The organism is Streptosporangium heterodermiicola, from assembly GCF_051390675.1.
Lineage (GTDB): Bacteria > Actinomycetota > Actinomycetes > Streptosporangiales > Streptosporangiaceae > Streptosporangium.
The window spans coordinates 217,014-232,100 of the sequence record NZ_JBPJSR010000006.1; the positions used below are offsets into that span (position 1 = coordinate 217,014).

The window sequence follows — 15,087 nt, forward strand, 5'->3', positions numbered from 1 at the left end:
TGGTGAGGCAGGGACTCGACCCGGGGCTCCAGCTATGGCTGGAACCTCGGTTCCGGTCCGCTGAATACCGACGTTAGGGATTTTCCGACCCGTATGACCGTTTACACCGTTCCATTTCACGGTCATGGGGCCCGCGACGGGAGCGGGCCGGCCCACAGGCGATCACAAAATTGTGGTTCGCGATATGTACGCCATATCTTGACCCCCTACGTCCGTAGCCCGCATCGCGTCCCCGGCCCGCCGAATCCGGGCGACGAGCCCTGGAGGAGACCGTGGCCACACCCGGCGACGCCGCGAGCCACGTTCGCGGCTCCCGCCCGCCTGTCCGCGCCGTCCCGCTCCGTCCTCCGGCACTCGACACGGCCACCGCGCCACCCCTCCCGCTCGTCCTGGCGCTCGCCGTGCCGCTCCTCTTCCTCGCCGCGTGCACCGGCGGGGAGGCGCGGGAGACGGCCGCACCGGCTCCCCAGGCCTCCGGCGGGACGGTGCGGATCGCCCTCAACGAGCAGGCGGGCTACGAGGCCGGCGCCGCCGTCATCGGCCGCCTGCTGACCCAGGAGCTCGGCTACCGGGTGCAGACGGTGAGACTCACCCCGGCCGAGTCCTGGGAGGGCCTTGAGAAGGGCACCGTGGACGTGATCGTGGAGAACTGGGGGCGGGAGGCGCTGAAGCGGACCTACATCGAGGAGAAGAAGGTCGCGGTCTCCGCGGGAAAGAGCGGCACCAGGGGGGTCATCGGCTGGTACGTCCCGCAGTGGATGGCGGACAAGTATCCCGGCATCACCGACTGGCGGCGGCTCAACAGGTACGCCCACCTCTTCAAAACGAATAAATCCGGCAATTTAGGTCAGCTTCTCGACGGGGATCCCTCGTACGTCACCAACGACGAGGCCCTGGTCCGCAATCTCGGTCTCGATTACCGGGTCGTCCACGCGAGCGGTGAGAAGGCGCTGATCGACGCCGCCAGACGGGCGACCCGCGACCGGACCCCGCTGCTGATGCACTTCTACGAACCTCAGTGGCTCTTCACCCAGATCAAGCTCGCGAAGGTGAACCTCCCGCCGTACGCGATCGGCTGCGACGCCGACCCCGCCAGGGTGAGGTGCGACTACCCGCCCTACCTGCTCGACAAGATCGTGAGCCGGCGGTTCGCCGACACCGGCGGCAGGGCCTACGAACTGGTACGGAACTTCTCCTGGACGAACGAGCAGCAGAACGCGGTGGCGAACGACATGGCGGGCGGCATGGCGGGCGACGGCCTCGACGCCGCCCGCGCGGCCCAGAAGTGGATCGACGCGAACAGGATCACCTGGAAGCAGTGGATACCGGACTGAGCGGATACCGGACCGAGCGCGAACCCGCCCCGACGGCCCGGAACCACGTCCGGGGACGGGCCCGCGAGAAGCGGGCCCGTCCCCGGAGGGGAAGCGTGACTACACCGACGTGCCGTAGGCCGTGCGGACCCGCAGCACGTGCTCGACCAAGGTGATCAGCGTGCTCTTCACCGAGTCGCGGGAGCGGGCGTCGGTCCGTACCACCGGGATGTGCGGGGCCAGCGTCAGCGCCTCACGCACCTCCTCCTCGTGGTGCGGGAACTCGCCGTTCCAGCCGTTGACGCCGACGACGAAGGGGAGCTTGGCCTCCTCGAAGTAGTCGATCGCCGGGAACCCGTCGGCCAGCCGCCGGGTGTCGATCAGGACCACCGCGCCGATCGCGCCGCGGACCAGGTCGTCCCACATGAACCAGAACCGGTGCTGACCCGGCGTACCGAACAGGTACAGGATCAGGTCGCGGTCCAGCGAGAGGCGGCCGAAGTCCATCGCGACCGTGGTGGTGGTCTTGTGGGGGGTGAGCCCCAGGTCGTCGATCCCGGCGCTGGCGTCGGTCATCACCGCCTCCGTGGTGAGCGGCACGATCTCCGACACCGCCCCCACGAACGTGGTCTTGCCGACGCCGAACCCGCCCGCGACAACGATCTTCGTTGACGTCAGGCCACCCTGGCTAGAGCCTGCGAAGTCCACTGAGAACCCTTTCGAGCATGTTGAGGTCCGGTTGTCCCTCGTTGAGGTGCGGCTGATGGATGCGGACGAAGCCCTCGTCGACCATATCCGCCACCAGCACGCGGGCCACGCCGAGCGGCACCTTCAGCAGAGCCGAGATCTCGGCGACCGACCGGTACGAACGGCAGAGCCTGATGATCGCATCCTGCTCGGGGGTGAGCAGAGCCAGGTCCTCCTCCATGATGAAGGAGGAGGAGACCAGCGCCTCCATCGCCATGTGGAAGCGGGGCTCCGACCTGCCGCCGGTGACGGCGTACGGACGGAACAGGGGCTCGTCGTCCCCGGTTCCGTCAATCCCGAGCACGAGCCTCTCCCGTGCGGGAACCGGACGCGAGCGCGGTCATCACCGGCCCCGGGAGGACTGCAGCTCGGCGCGGAGCGCCGGGGTGAGCACCTGTCCCGCCCTGTCGACGAGCATGGTCATCTGGTACGCCACCAGGCCCATGTCACAGTCGGGAGAGGCCAGCACCGCGAGCACGGAGCCGTCGCTGATCGCCATGACCAGCAGCAGGCCGCGCTCCATCTCGACCACCGTCTGGGTGACGGCGCCTCCCTCGAACACGCGGGAGGCGCCCACCGTCAGGCTGAGCAGGCCCGCCGCGACGGCGGCGAGCTGGTCGGCCCGGTCGGCGGGGAAACCCTCGGAACTGGCGATCCTCAGCCCGTCGGCGGAGACGCACACCGCGTGCGCGACACCTGGCGTGCCGCGGACGAACTCGGTGATCAGCCAGTCGAACCTGCGTGCCTCATGACTCAGGGTCGTCACGAGCCCTCCTCCTCGTCCACCAGGTTCCTGGTGGTGGTATCGACTACTTCGGCGCGGCCCCGCCGTACACCTTGCTGGAAGCTCGACAGACGGCTGCGCACCCTGTCCGGTGACATGGGCGGTACGGGGCTGGACGGCACGGCGGCGGCCGTGCCGGGTACGAGGTTCGCCTTGGGGGTGCGCTTGGGCAGGCCCGCGGCGGTCACCCCGCCGAGCGCGGGCTCGCTCGCCGCCTGGGCGGCCCGCCACCCGGCGTCGGCGGGGGTGTTCCAGCTGTCCGGCTCGGCCACCGCCCTCACCTGCTCTCTCTTCGGTGAGATGTCGTGGGCCGGCATGCCGGTCGGGGGAGTCGGCCTCTCCTCCCACGCCGCCTCATGGGACTCGCCCTCCGGCCCGGAGGGCGCGGCCCCTCCCGGGGATCCGCCCGTGGCCGGGGGCTCGCCCGCCTCCTCCGCCCGGCGGAACCAGGCGGACTCGATCGAGGCGAAGATCGGCAGGTACTCCTCCTGCTCGGTCTCAAGCGGGGAGATCCCCACCGCGGGCATCGCCCCCACCGCCGTGTCCTCGTACGAGGACTGGCTCCAGGCGGAGAACTCGGGGGCGGGGATGCCTCCGCCGCCGTTGCCGTTGACCTGCCGCTTGGGCAGCGGCGGGCCGTTCCCGGCCGGGGCACCGGGCGAGCCCCCCGGGGCCGTCGGGGCGGTCGGGGCGCCGAACGGCGGGGCGGAGCCGGACGCGGGCACGTCCACGGACGTCTGCCCGAACGAGCCCTGCCCGAAAGAACCCTGCCCGTACGAGGGCTGCCCGTACGACGTCTGCCCGAAGGGATTCGACCCGAACGGGGACTGTCCCTGCTCGAACGAGGGGTGGGTGTGCCCGAACCCTGGCTGCGGCTGCCCGTACGAGGGCTGCTGGACCGGCGGCCGGCCCACGGCCGTCTGGGCGAAGAGGTCCTGCGAGGGAGCCTGATCGGTTCCCCAGGAGGGCGTCTGCACCGGCTGGACCGCCTGGACGACGAGCTCCGGCGGGAACAGGACCATGGCGACGAGACCGCCGCCCTCCTGCGGGCGCAGCTGGACGCGGATGCCGTGGCGCAGCGCCAGGCGGCCGACCACGAACAGGCCCATGCGCCGCGACACCGAGACGTCGACGACGGGCGGGTCCGCCAGCTTGCGGTTCGTCTCGACGAGCTCCTCGTGGGTCATGCCGATACCCGGGTCGCTCACCGCGAGCAGCGCGCCGCCGCCCTCGATCACGCTGCTGGAGACCACGACCTGGCTCGCCCGGGGCGAGAACTGGATGGCGTTCTCCACCAGCTCCGCGACGAGGTGCACGATGTCGTTGGCGGCGCTGCCCGCGACCGAGATGGTGCGGTGCACCTTGACCTGGACCCGCTCGTAGTCCTCGACCTCCGACAGGGAGGCGCGGACGACGTCGACGAGCTTGGCCGGCTGGCTCCGCCTGCGGGTCGGCTCGTGACCGGCGAGGACCAGGAGGTTCTCGGAGTTGCGGCGCATGCGGGTGGCCAGGTGGTCGAGCCTGAACAGGTCGGCCAGGCGTCCGCCGTCCTCCTCGCCCTTCTCCAGTCCGTCGATCAGCGAGATCTGCCGCTCGACCAGGGTCTGCGTGCGCCGCGACAGGTTGACGAACATCGCGCTGATGTTGGAGCGGAGCTCGGACTCCTCGGAGGCGAGGCGCACGGCCTGCCGGTGGACCTCGTCGAAGGCCTTGGCGACCTCGCCGATCTCGTCGCTGGTGTCGACCGAGATGGGGTCGACGTCGGGGGCGCGGGTGTCGCCGGAGACCCGCAGGCGTCGCACGATCTCGGGAAGCCGGAAGCTCGCCACCTCCAGCGCCTCGGCGCGCAGGCGGCGCAGCGGCGTCACCATCGAGCGGGCGATGACGACCGTGAGGCCGAGCACCAGCAGGAGCAGGAGCAGGATCAGCCCGGCGGTGACGATCGCGTTGCGCTGCTCGGCGTCCTCCAGGTCCCTGGCCCGGGTGACCACGTCACCGGCGACCTGGGTCTCGACCTTCCGCATCCGGTCGAGGACGGCGGTGTTGTCCGAGAACCACTGCTTGACCTCGTCGAAGTCGGACAGCAGCCGGCCGGTGCGCGCCGGGTTGCTCGCGAGCACGATCACCCTGGCCTTGGTCAGCTCGGCCCGGTGGACCCGCTCGTCGATCAGGGAGGTGACGAGGAGCTGGGCGTTGTCCGGGCTCGACTCGACACCGAAGTCCGCCTCGTACTCGTCCATGCGGGAGCGGGAGGCGATGAACTTCTCGATCTCCTGCGGGTTGATCAGCGAGGGCGCGTAGTAGCCGGCCAGCAGCCGGGCGCGCTGCTTGGAGACCTCCTCCTTGGCGTACGCCAGGGCGCTGAGCGCGCGGGTGTTGCCGATGATCTCCGGGTCGTCGCTGACCAGCGTGAACTCCTCGTGGAGCGTCAGCAGCGGGGCGATCATGGAACTGTACCGTTCCACACGGGCGATGCCCGGCAGTCCGCGCAGCTCGGGGAGGCCCTCCAGCTGGTAGCCCACGTTCCGCGCCGCCTCGACGACCCGGGCGCCGTAGGAGTCGTCGATCGCCTGGACTTCCAGCCGCACCTTCTTGACCAGCGCGTCCACGGTCTTCCGCTGCGCGTCGGAACTCTCCTTCAAGCCCTTGTTCGAAGGCTGGAACGACGACCACGCGCCTCGGTCACGTTCCAGGCCGAGCGCCTGGGCGAGGTCGCGGAGACCGCCCGAGTACTCCGCCGCGGCGGCGGTCCGCTGGTATCCGGACACGCTGTCCACGGAGGCCACCACGCGCGTGCCGGCGAGCACGACACCCACCGCCGTCGGCACCAGGATCAGCGCCGTCAGGCGCGAACGGACCCGCCAGTTTTTCAAGCCGAACCGGGCGGCAGGCCGCTTGCCACGGTCGGGTGCCGAAGCACCTCCGCTTTCGGATGTCGCCGTAGTCACCGCTCTCGCTACCCCTCAATCACGACACAAGTGGACAACATCAGACCACAAGGTCATGGAAAAGAATCAGCAAAACCGACATAGCGACTTTAATCGTTACGTAGGTGACGAGGGACCGCTACTGTTACCGGAGGGCAGCAAGCACCTGATCACGCACCTGCGCCCGCTGGACCTCGTCGGTCAGCGGGCGGCCGGCTCTGTCGACCACGTAGAAGACGTCCACCGCCTCTGCGCCGAGAGTCTCCACACGGGCGGCCCGCACGTCAAGGCCACATTCACCAAATGCTCTACCAATGCGCCACAAAAGCCCCGGACGGTCATGGGCTCGCACCTCGACGACGGTCGCGGTGTTGGACGCGTCGTCCACCAGGTTCACCCTCGGCGGCGCCACCGGCACCCGGGCCGGGCGCATCGACCTGGTCCTCCTGGCCAGGCGTTGCTCGATGTCGAGGCGGCCGGCCAGGACCAGGCGCAGGTCGGCCTCCAGCGTCGCGGGGTCGGGCGGCGAGCCGTACTCGGGCACGACGGAGAACTCGATCACGGCGGTCGCCCCCGCCGAGGCGGCCGACGCCGCGCGGACCACCATCCGGTGCGCGGCCAGCACCCCGGCCGCGCGCCAGAGCAGCCCGGCGCGGTCGGGCGCGACCACGGTGACCGCTCCCCCGTTGACGCGCACGGCGCCGCCGCCGTGGCGGGCCAGGGACGCCTGCTCCACCGAGAGGGAGGGCGCGGGGCGCAGCGGGGTCCCCGAGAGCGCCGAACGGACCCGGCGTACCAGGTCGGCGACGAGCGAGGCCTTCCACGAGTTCCAGGCGGCGGGCCCGGTGGCGTGGCCGTCGGCCACGGCGAGGGCCGCCAGCAGTTCGAGGACCTCGCGCGAGCCGACGGCCTCGGCCACCCGGGAGATCGTCACCGGGTCGTCCAGGTCGCGGCGGGTGGCCGTCTCGGGCAGCAGCAGGTGGTGGCGGACCACGGTCTCAAGAATGTCGACGTCGGCCGGGGGCAGGCCCATCCGGGCCCCGATGTCGCGCGCGACGACGGCTCCGGTGGTGGAGTGGTCGCCGGGGTATCCCTTGCCGATGTCGTGCAGCAGCGCCGAGATGAGCAGCAGGTCAGGGCGCGAGACCTCGCGGGTGAACGAGGCGGCCCCGGCGGCGGCCTCGATCAGGTGCCGGTCGACGGTGTAGCGGTGCACCGGGTTGCGCTGCGGGCGGTGCCGCACCCGCTCCCAGTCGGGCAGCAGCTTGACCAGCACCCCCGCCTGGTCGAGCTCCTCCCAGACCGGCACGGCCGCGCGCCCCGCGCCCAGCAGTGCCACCAGCGCGTCACGCGCCTCGTCCGGCCAGGGCACGGGCAGCGGCGGCGACTGGGAGGCCAGCGCGGTGACCGTCGCGGGCGCCAGCGGCAGCCCCGCCTCGGCCGCGGCGGCGGCGGCGCGCAGCACCAGGACCGGGTCCTTGCGCGGGTTGACCCCGCGGGCGAGCACGACCTCCCCGCCGTGCTCGACGACGCCGTCGGCGAGCGGGCGGCGGCCACGGGGAGTGGGACCGGTCAGCAACCGGTCGACGGTGCGCCAGGTGGCGTCGAAGGCGTGCCCGATCGTCCTGGCGGCCTCGGCGAGCCTGCGCATCAGCGCCTCGGCGTCGAGCAGGCCGAGCATCCCGGCGACCGCGTCCTGCTCCTGGAGCACCAGCCTGTCCGCGCCCCGGGCGGTCACCAGGTGCAGGCCGTGGCGGATGTCGAGCAGCAGCTCGTAGGCCTCGCGGACCCGGGGGCCGGGCGCCGAGGCGACCCAGGCCGCCGCCACGGCCTGCATCGCCTGCACGTCGCGGATGCCGCCGCGGGAGTCCTTGAGGTCGGGTTCGAGCAGGAACGCCAGCTCACCGCTCGCCTCCGCCCGCTTGTCGGCGGCGTCACGCAGCTCGCCCAGGCGGCGCCGGGAGTCGGCGCGCCACTCGGCGAGCACGATCTCGCGCGCCGAGCGGGTCAGCTCCGGGTCTCCGGCCACGTGCCGGGCCTGGATCAGGCCGAGGACCGCCTTGAGGTCCTCCCTGGCGACCTTGGCCGCCTCGTCCACCGTCCGCACCGAGTGGTCGAGACCGACCCCGGAGTCCCAGATCGGGTACCAGATGCGGTCGGCGACACGCGCCACGTCCTCCCGCCCGTCGTGGAGCAGGACCAGGTCGAGATCGCTGCCCGGCGCGAGCTCGGAGCGTCCAAGGCTCCCGACCGCGACGAGCGCGACTCCACTGAGGGCGCCGCGCTCGTCGTTTCTCGTCGTTCCCCCGTTGGTCCCGTACGGCGTACCGACAGCGGTGCGGACCAGGTCCGTCAGCCAGCGGTCGATGTCCGCGGCCCGTTCCTTACGGGCCGCGGCGTACGAGCGCGTGTCACCTCTCACCGGCTAGAGCGCCTCAGGTCCGCGTTCTCCGGTACGGACGCGAACGACCGTGTCCACCGGAACGGACCAGACCTTGCCGTCACCGATCTTGCCGGTCTGCGAGGCCTTGACGATGACGTCGATGACGTCCTCGGCGTCCTCCTCCTCGGCGAGCACTTCGAGGCGGACCTTCGGCACCAGGTCGACCTGGTACTCGGCGCCGCGGTAGACCTCGGTGTGACCGCGCTGGCGGCCGTAACCGCTGGCCTCGCTGACCGTCATGCCCTTGACCCCGAACTGCTCCAGGGCCGCCTTCACGTCATCGAGCTTGAACGGCTTGATGATCGCTGTGATGAGTCTCATGCGTCCACCTTCTTAGACGCCGGGGTGGGGGCCGGGCCGTTGACGGCGGCCACACCCGAGGAGTGGATGGTGCCGAGGTCGTAACCGGTCTCGGCGTGGGAGGTGATGTCGACGCCGGTGACCTCTTCCTCGGCGCCGATCCGGAAGCCCATCGTCTTGTCGATGATCTTAGCGATGATCCACGTGATGATGAAGGAGTAGGCGCCGACCGCGACCGGGCCGAGAACCTGCAGACCCAGCTGCTTGACGCCGCCGCCGTAGAGGAGGCCGGGGCTCTGCTGGTCCAGGAACGGGTAGGCGGCGATGAAGCCCAGGGAGACGGCGCCGATCACACCGCCGACCAGGTGCACGCCGACCACGTCGAGGGAGTCGTCGTAGCCGAACTTGTACTTCAGGCCCACCGCGTAGGCGCAGACCGCACCGGCGACGAGGCCGAGGAGGAGAGCCGCCCAGGGGTCCACGAAACCACAGGCCGGGGTGATGGCGACCAGACCGGCGACGGCGCCGGAGGCGACACCGAGGCTGGTGGCGTGGCCGTCGCGGAGCTTCTCGACCACGAGCCAGGCGCCCGCCGCGGCGGCGGTGGCGATCTGGGTGTTCATGAACGCCAGGCCGGCGGTGCCGTCCACCGCGAGCTCGGAGCCCGCGTTGAAGCCGAACCAGCCGAACCACAGGAGACCGGCGCCGAGCAGGACCAGGGTCAGGTTGTGCGGCCGCATCGGCTCCTTGCGCCAGCCGGAGCGCTTGCCGAGCACGATCGCGAGTGCCAGCGCCGCGGCTCCCGCGTTGATGTGGACCACGGTGCCACCGGCGAAGTCCTCGATGCCGAGGTTGAACAGCCAGCCGTTGCCCCAGACCCAGTGGGCCACGGGGAAGTAGACAATGGTCGCCCAGACGATGGTGAACAGCACCCAGGCGCCGAACTTGGCGCGGTCGGCGATGGCACCGCTGATCAGGGCGACGGTGATGATCGCGAAAGTGAGCTGGAAGGCCGAGAAAACCAGGCTCGGCATGCCCGTGCCATCGTCCTTGGTGGCGGTGTCGACCAGGCTCTGCAATCCAAGGGCGTCGAAGCCGCCGATGAACTTGTTGACGAGCTCGCTGCCGTTGTCGGTGAAGGTCAGCGAGTGCCCGTAAAGCACCCATGCGATGGTGACGGTGATGATGCTGACGAACGACATCATCATCATGTTCAGGACACTCTTGGCCCTTGTCATTCCTCCGTAGAAGAACGCGAGGCCAGGAGTCATCAACAGCACCAAGGCGGTGGCTGTGAGCATCCAGGCAGTGGTGCCGCTATCGATCTTCATTCGACGCGACCCTCCCTTACAAATGGCGTGTGGCCGGTTTCACAGTCGCAGTGATCGCTTCCTGGGCTCCATCGACCGGCCGCGCACTGACGTTGCGCCACAGCGTGTTCTTCCACCGTTTCAAGGTGCGACCTTGCGTGTTTCACATCTGTGAATCTCGGCCGCATGGTGTTTCAGACGTGTTTCGGACGAGGCATGCCATGACTTGGAGCTGACCGTAAAACCGCCCAGGTGAACCGTGCTTGACCGTTCCCAGGGGCTCGGATGCCCCGCCCACGACGGCCGCCACGCCCAGCATGTCCCCTCAATCCGGACATATAGGTGGGACCGTAAGTCCTGGCCAGTGCCTCATCCGGCCTTGATCGGCTTCGGCGCCGTTCACGCTCCGGTGGGCGGGTATTCCGGACGGCCGTCTCAGTGACGCCCTGGTGATCCAGGCCTCCGGCCTGCGCGGGCGCGGTGGTTGCGGGCTCTTTTGAAGCCGTCCGGAACACCCGCCCACCTCCGCTGCGCCCACTCCCGCCGCACGGCGTACGACCGTAGTGGCTCACTCTCCGGCCGCTCTGTGAACGGTGTGCGGCTGAAGCGATTCGTACGAGACCGTTCAGAGCGGGCCGCCGTAACTGAAGCGTTACTTTCGAAAGGAGCGCACGGCGAGCGCCGTAAAAACACGAACTCCACCGTGCCGATGTCTGGAGCGATCCTTCTCACCGAACAATGCGGCCGTACGTCGCGGAGCCCCGTAAACACCAGCCCTGAAACAGCTGATCGGCTCAGTTCATCCCATTACGGATGGCCAGCGCGTGAAGCTCCGCCGGGACCGGTCCCGCGCCGTACCGCATCCCCGAGATCAGCGTGGCCACCGCCGGTCGTCGGATCTCCTGGGGAGCGGTCCGCTCGGCCGCGAGCAACGCGGTCACCGCCCGATCCCTGCGGCCGAACTGCTCCCAGGCACGAGCCGTGTCAACACACCAGCGAGCATGGCGCTCGGGGGTGGGAAGCAGGCGGTGGTTCACCCCACGGGCGTGGTCGAGGGCGACCCCCGGCTCACCGAGAGCGGTGTGGATGCCGACCCGATACACCGCGACGTTCGCGGGCGTCGGAAGCCTCCCTCGCGACGTGGCCCCGGGAAGACGGCCCGCTGCCCGCTCCGCTTCCCCGATCAGATCGAGCGACTGGGCCCGCAGACCGTTCTGGGCACAGGAATAGGCGGCGGTGCACAGCAGCGCGGCGTAGACCTGAAGCGTCTGCGGCTCCGGAGTCCCCCTGTCCGCCCCCAGGTCGAGCGCGGTACGTGTGAGCATGCCGACCGCACCCTCATGACGCCCCTGGCGCCGCATGGCGATCGCCACCGCCCGGGAGGCCCCGGCGATCGCGAACGGGTCACCCGAGAAGGTGGCCGTGGCGAGGGCCCTGTCGGCTGCCACCCAGGCCATGCCGTCCTGATTGAGCTTGACCGCGAGCTCGCTGGTCAGCATGTAGGCATCCGCGAGACAGGCGTTCACCTGGTCACGTTTGCGCCCTTCGACCTGGGCGAGGGTGGCCTGCACGGCGGTGGCGACTTTCGGAAGCATGGCCGACAGGTCGCCGTATCGGCAGGCGTCGAATGTCGTACGCGCCACGTCCAGAGCCGCGCGCAACTCGGTCATGGTCGCCGGAGTTCCGGCGGTCTCCGTGGTGAGGAACCGTTCGAGACGCTGAGCCATCGTCGCGGCATCGGCCGCCTCCTGAGGCCCCGCGAGGAGGGCCGCCCCGGTCAGCCCGGTGAGCCCGGCGAGAAACCGGCGTCGCTTCACGGCGTCATCCTCCCCTGCCAGGTGAGGTTCAACACTAACGGGCACAGTCGTGGAGCGGGGGTGGACTCTCCGGCACGCGGGGGGATCCTCCGGGGCGGGCGGGGATGACAGCCCCAGCCACGACGATGGGATGTCAAGCACGCGGGCCAGGATGCGAAGCGTGGTGATGTCGTCCAACGCCTGATGCCCGGTTCCGAGCCGCGAGATCGTCGCGGCCGAGTAACCCGCCCGGACGCCGAGTTCCTGTTGTGTCAAACCTTGGGCCCGGCGGGCGAGCCGTACCACTTTCCCGTAGTCGTGCGCGGCGACCGCTTCGCGCATCTGAGGATCCGGCACGTCATGCCTTCGCGTCTCCACCATGGGCCACCCGCATCCAGGGAGGGGATCTCATGCGGCTGGGGTGGAACGCCCAGAACCCGACGGCAACGATTTCCGGCCGGGAACGAGGAGAACGGCCGAGGTCTCATGACCGTGGCGGCCCTGGCCTCCAAAGTCGGATATCGAGGCACCCAGGCCGTCGGCCACGTGGTGTGGGCACAATTCGACCTCACATCCCCGTGACACGGTACGGCGACCCGCCCTGCGCTCCTTTCCGAGGTGGAGCTTCAGCTACGGCGGCCCGCGCTGAACGGTCCCGTACGGATCGCTTCAGCCGCGCACAGTTCACTGGGCGGTCGGAGAGAAAGCCACTACGGTCGCACGCCGTACGGCGGGAACGTGCGCAGCGGAGGTGGGCGGGTGTTCCGGACGGCTTGAGAAGAGCCCGCAACCATCACGCCCGCGCAGGCCGGAGGCCTGAACCACAAGACCGTAACTGAGACGGCCGTCCGGAATACCCGCCCGCCGCAGCGTGAACGGCGACGGAACCCACCGACGCAACCGGCGATGCACCACAGCCTGAACACCCATGGAACCGACCAAGCGTGAACGGTTATGGAACCCGCAGAGAACCCTCACAGAGAACCCGCCGCAACGTGAACAGCGAACCGCCGCAGTGGCAAGACTCACCGCGAAAGCCAAGCGCCCCTGTGATCCGGCACGGTCCAAAAGGAACCGTGCCGGATCGTACGAGGTTAAGCGGCCGTGGCCATCTTTCGCAGCCGGGCCAGGGCGTCGCGCTCGATCCGGCGGGCGCGGTCGCGGCCGATGCCGTAGCGCTCGCCGACCTCGGTCAGCGTGTGCTCGCGTCCGTCCATCAGGCCGTAGCGCCAGCGGAGCATCTCGCGCGTCTGCCCCTCCAGCCCGGTCAGCCACACCTCCAGGCGCTCGCGCTCCAGGATGTCCATCGCCTGCTGCTCGGGATCGGCCCACGTGTCGTCGGCGATCATGTCGCCGAGCTCGGTCTCGTCCTCGTCGCCCACGCCCAGCTGCAGGGAGACGGGGTCGGAGGCCCAGCGGCGGAGCTCGCGGACCCGCTCGATGGGGAGTTCGAGCACCGTCGCCAGGTCGGCGTCGGTCGGCTCCTGGTCGAACTCGGCCAGCATGTCGCGGCGGACCCGCATCAGCCTGGTCATCTGCTCGCCCGCGTGGGTGGGCAGGCGCACCGGCCGGGCCTGCTCATGGATGGCGCGCCCCACCGACTGCCTGATCCACCACGTGGCGTATGTCGAGAACTTGTAACCGCGTTGGTAGTCGAACTTCTCGACCGCGCGGACCAACCCCAGGTTCCCCTCCTGGACCAGATCGATCAACGGCATTCCCCGCCCCGAATATTTGCGCGCGACGGCCACCACAAGACGTAGATTGGCCTGGATGAATTCATCCTTGGCCCTCCGCCCGGAAACGGCCAGTCGTTCGAGCTCCTCATCGGCCGCGTCCCCGATCCGCGGCTCCGTCAATCCACCCAGCCCGCCGTCCAGCAACTGCTCAGCGAAGAGACCCGCCTCGATCCGCTTGGCGAGTTCGACCTCTTCCTCCGCGGTGAGCAGGGGCACTCGTCCGATCTCTGCCAGGTAGGTCCCGAGCAGATCTCGATCAGAGACGTGCTGATCCTGCGTCCGATTCCCCGTCGGCCTTGCCATCCGATGGCACCTCGCTCCGCCTGCTTATGACGTGTCCACTCGCTCGCTTGACGCCCCGTGCGCGCAGACACATCGCTTGTCTTTTCAACGGACGTGCCAGGGCAAAGATTCCCTCAAAAAGTACGCCTGGAGAATGGTTTGGATTTCCTCCTCAAGGAGGAGGTCTCCCAGCGTGCCGCCAAGGCTGGCGACTAACCACCGCAAAGGCGCTCAAACCAGGCGGCGGCCCCGCTTCCACACCTGAGTCACCAGCGGCACCCCCGGCCGGTAGGCGAGATGGACGTACGTGGGTGTGTCCAGAATCACCAGATCACCGCTGCTCCCCACCCGCAGCGTGCCGACGTCCCCTCGGCGCAGCGCCCTCGCCCCGCCGTACGTGGCGGCCCTGATCGCCTCCAGCGGCGTCATCCGCATCTCGCGGACCGCCAGCGCCACGCAGAACGGCATGGAGGAGGTGAAGGAGGAGCCCGGGTTGCAGTCGGTGGCCAGCGCGACCGTCACCCCGGCGTCCAGCAGGCGGCGGGCGTCCGGGTAGGGCGAGCGGGTGGAGAACTCCGCGCCGGGCAGCAGGGTGGCCACCACGCCCGACGACGCCAGCGTCGAGACGTCGTCGTCGCTCAGGTGGGTGCAGTGGTCGGCGGAGACCGCTCCCACCTCGGCGGCGATCCGCACCCCGGGCCCCTCGCCCAGCTGGTTGGCGTGGATCCTAGGCAGCAGCCCCGCCTTCACCCCGGCGAGGAGGATCTCCTTGCTCTGGTCGGCGTCGAAGGCCCCGCGCTCGCAGAACACGTCGACCCACCGGGCGTGCGGCGCGCAGGTCTCCAGCATCTCCCCGGTGACGGTGCGGACGTACTCGTCGGCCGAGGAGGCGTCGGGGGGGACGACGTGCGCGCCCAGGTAGGTGGTCTCCTCGGTGAACCCCCGCGCGATCTCCAGTGACCGGCGCTCGTCGTCGACCGTGAGGCCGTAGCCGCTCTTGATCTCGACCGTGGTCGTCCCCTGGGCGAGCATCTCGGCGACCAGTCCGGCGGTGCGCGTCACGAGCTCGGCGTCGGAGGCGGCGCGGGTGGCCGACACCGTCGTACGGATGCCTCCCGCCGTGTACGGGCGGCCCGCCATGCGGGCGGCGAACTCGGCCGTGCGGTCGCCCGCGAAGACGAGGTGGGCGTGGCTGTCGACGAAGCCCGGGATCACGCAGCGCCCGTTCACGTCCACCCGCTCGTCGGCGTACGGGGCCGCGCCGGAGGGGCCCACCCACACCACCTCGCCGCCCTCGACGACGAGCGCCGCGTTCTCGATCTCCTCCCGCGCGCGGTCGCCCGTGTAGAGCAGGCCGATGCGGTCGAAAAGGGTGCTCGTCACCGGCCGGTCCTCACGCGTCATAACGACTTCCCCTCTCACCGGCCGGTCCTCACGCGTCATACG

At 69.9% G+C, this 15,087-nt stretch carries 11 protein-coding genes; 1 reads left to right on the forward strand and 10 read right to left on the reverse strand.

What is annotated here, in order from left to right:
* The first annotated feature begins 272 nt into the window (after positions 1-272).
* A complete protein-coding gene (locus tag ACSC1Q_RS15805) occupies positions 273-1,334 on the forward strand; it encodes an ABC transporter substrate-binding protein (RefSeq protein WP_436759459.1) in 1,062 nt (353 codons plus the stop codon).
* 99 nt (positions 1,335-1,433) lie between these two features.
* On the opposite strand, the gene ACSC1Q_RS15810 is transcribed toward ACSC1Q_RS15805, so the two are convergent.
* From ACSC1Q_RS15810 to hutI, 10 genes are all read right to left on the reverse strand, one after another.
* Positions 1,434-2,021: a GTP-binding protein gene (locus ACSC1Q_RS15810; RefSeq protein ID WP_329091201.1), complete on the reverse strand. Its 588-nt coding sequence runs from the start codon at positions 2,019-2,021 to the stop codon at positions 1,434-1,436.
* A complete protein-coding gene (locus tag ACSC1Q_RS15815; protein WP_362840796.1) occupies positions 2,002-2,364 on the reverse strand; it encodes a DUF742 domain-containing protein in 363 nt (120 codons plus the stop codon). The genes ACSC1Q_RS15810 and ACSC1Q_RS15815 overlap by 20 nt, the downstream gene beginning before the upstream one ends.
* Before the next feature lie 39 nt (positions 2,365-2,403).
* On the reverse strand, positions 2,404-2,826 hold the full coding sequence (locus ACSC1Q_RS15820) for a roadblock/LC7 domain-containing protein (protein WP_386155655.1): 423 nt from the start codon (positions 2,824-2,826) through the stop codon (positions 2,404-2,406).
* On the reverse strand, positions 2,823-5,717 hold the full coding sequence (locus tag ACSC1Q_RS15825) for a sensor histidine kinase (protein WP_436759460.1): 2,895 nt from the start codon (positions 5,715-5,717) through the stop codon (positions 2,823-2,825). Before ACSC1Q_RS15825 ends, ACSC1Q_RS15820 begins: the two co-directional genes overlap by 4 nt.
* A gap of 199 nt (positions 5,718-5,916) precedes the next feature.
* Positions 5,917-8,193, reverse strand: coding sequence for a [protein-PII] uridylyltransferase (locus ACSC1Q_RS15830; protein WP_436759461.1), 2,277 nt, complete (start codon positions 8,191-8,193; stop codon positions 5,917-5,919).
* A 3-nt stretch (positions 8,194-8,196) separates the two neighbouring features.
* Complete coding sequence (locus ACSC1Q_RS15835; protein ID WP_329091194.1) at positions 8,197-8,535, reverse strand: P-II family nitrogen regulator; 339 nt, start codon at positions 8,533-8,535, stop codon at positions 8,197-8,199.
* A complete protein-coding gene (locus tag ACSC1Q_RS15840) occupies positions 8,532-9,845 on the reverse strand; it encodes an ammonium transporter (protein WP_436759462.1) in 1,314 nt (437 codons plus the stop codon). Before ACSC1Q_RS15840 ends, ACSC1Q_RS15835 begins: the two co-directional genes overlap by 4 nt.
* A 773-nt stretch (positions 9,846-10,618) precedes the next feature.
* Positions 10,619-11,962 carry a helix-turn-helix domain-containing protein gene (locus tag ACSC1Q_RS15845; RefSeq protein WP_436759463.1) on the reverse strand — a complete coding sequence of 448 codons (1,344 nt, stop codon included), beginning with the start codon at positions 11,960-11,962 and terminating at the stop codon, positions 10,619-10,621.
* A gap of 752 nt (positions 11,963-12,714) precedes the next feature.
* Positions 12,715-13,662 (reverse strand): sigma-70 family RNA polymerase sigma factor, encoded by a 948-nt coding sequence (locus ACSC1Q_RS15850; RefSeq protein ID WP_386155644.1) that lies wholly within the window; start codon positions 13,660-13,662, stop codon positions 12,715-12,717.
* 210 nt (positions 13,663-13,872) lie between these two features.
* A complete protein-coding gene (hutI, locus tag ACSC1Q_RS15855) occupies positions 13,873-15,045 on the reverse strand; it encodes an imidazolonepropionase (protein ID WP_436759464.1) in 1,173 nt (390 codons plus the stop codon).
* Between the last annotated feature and the right edge of the window lie 42 nt (positions 15,046-15,087).

Bases quoted from the DNA above. Each gene is read 5' to 3' on its own strand.
- ACSC1Q_RS15835 (WP_329091194.1), bottom strand. From the start codon at position 8,535: ATGAGACTCATCACAGCGATCATCAAGCCGTTCAAGCTCGATGACGTG.
- ACSC1Q_RS15840 (WP_436759462.1), bottom strand. From the start codon at position 9,845: ATGAAGATCGATAGCGGCACCACTGCCTGGATGCTCACAGCCACCGCC.
- ACSC1Q_RS15845 (WP_436759463.1), bottom strand. From the start codon at position 11,962: ATGCGCGAAGCGGTCGCCGCGCACGACTACGGGAAAGTGGTACGGCTC.
- ACSC1Q_RS15850 (WP_386155644.1), bottom strand. From the start codon at position 13,662: ATGGCAAGGCCGACGGGGAATCGGACGCAGGATCAGCACGTCTCTGAT.
- hutI (WP_436759464.1), bottom strand. From the start codon at position 15,045: ATGACGCGTGAGGACCGGCCGGTGACGAGCACCCTTTTCGACCGCATC.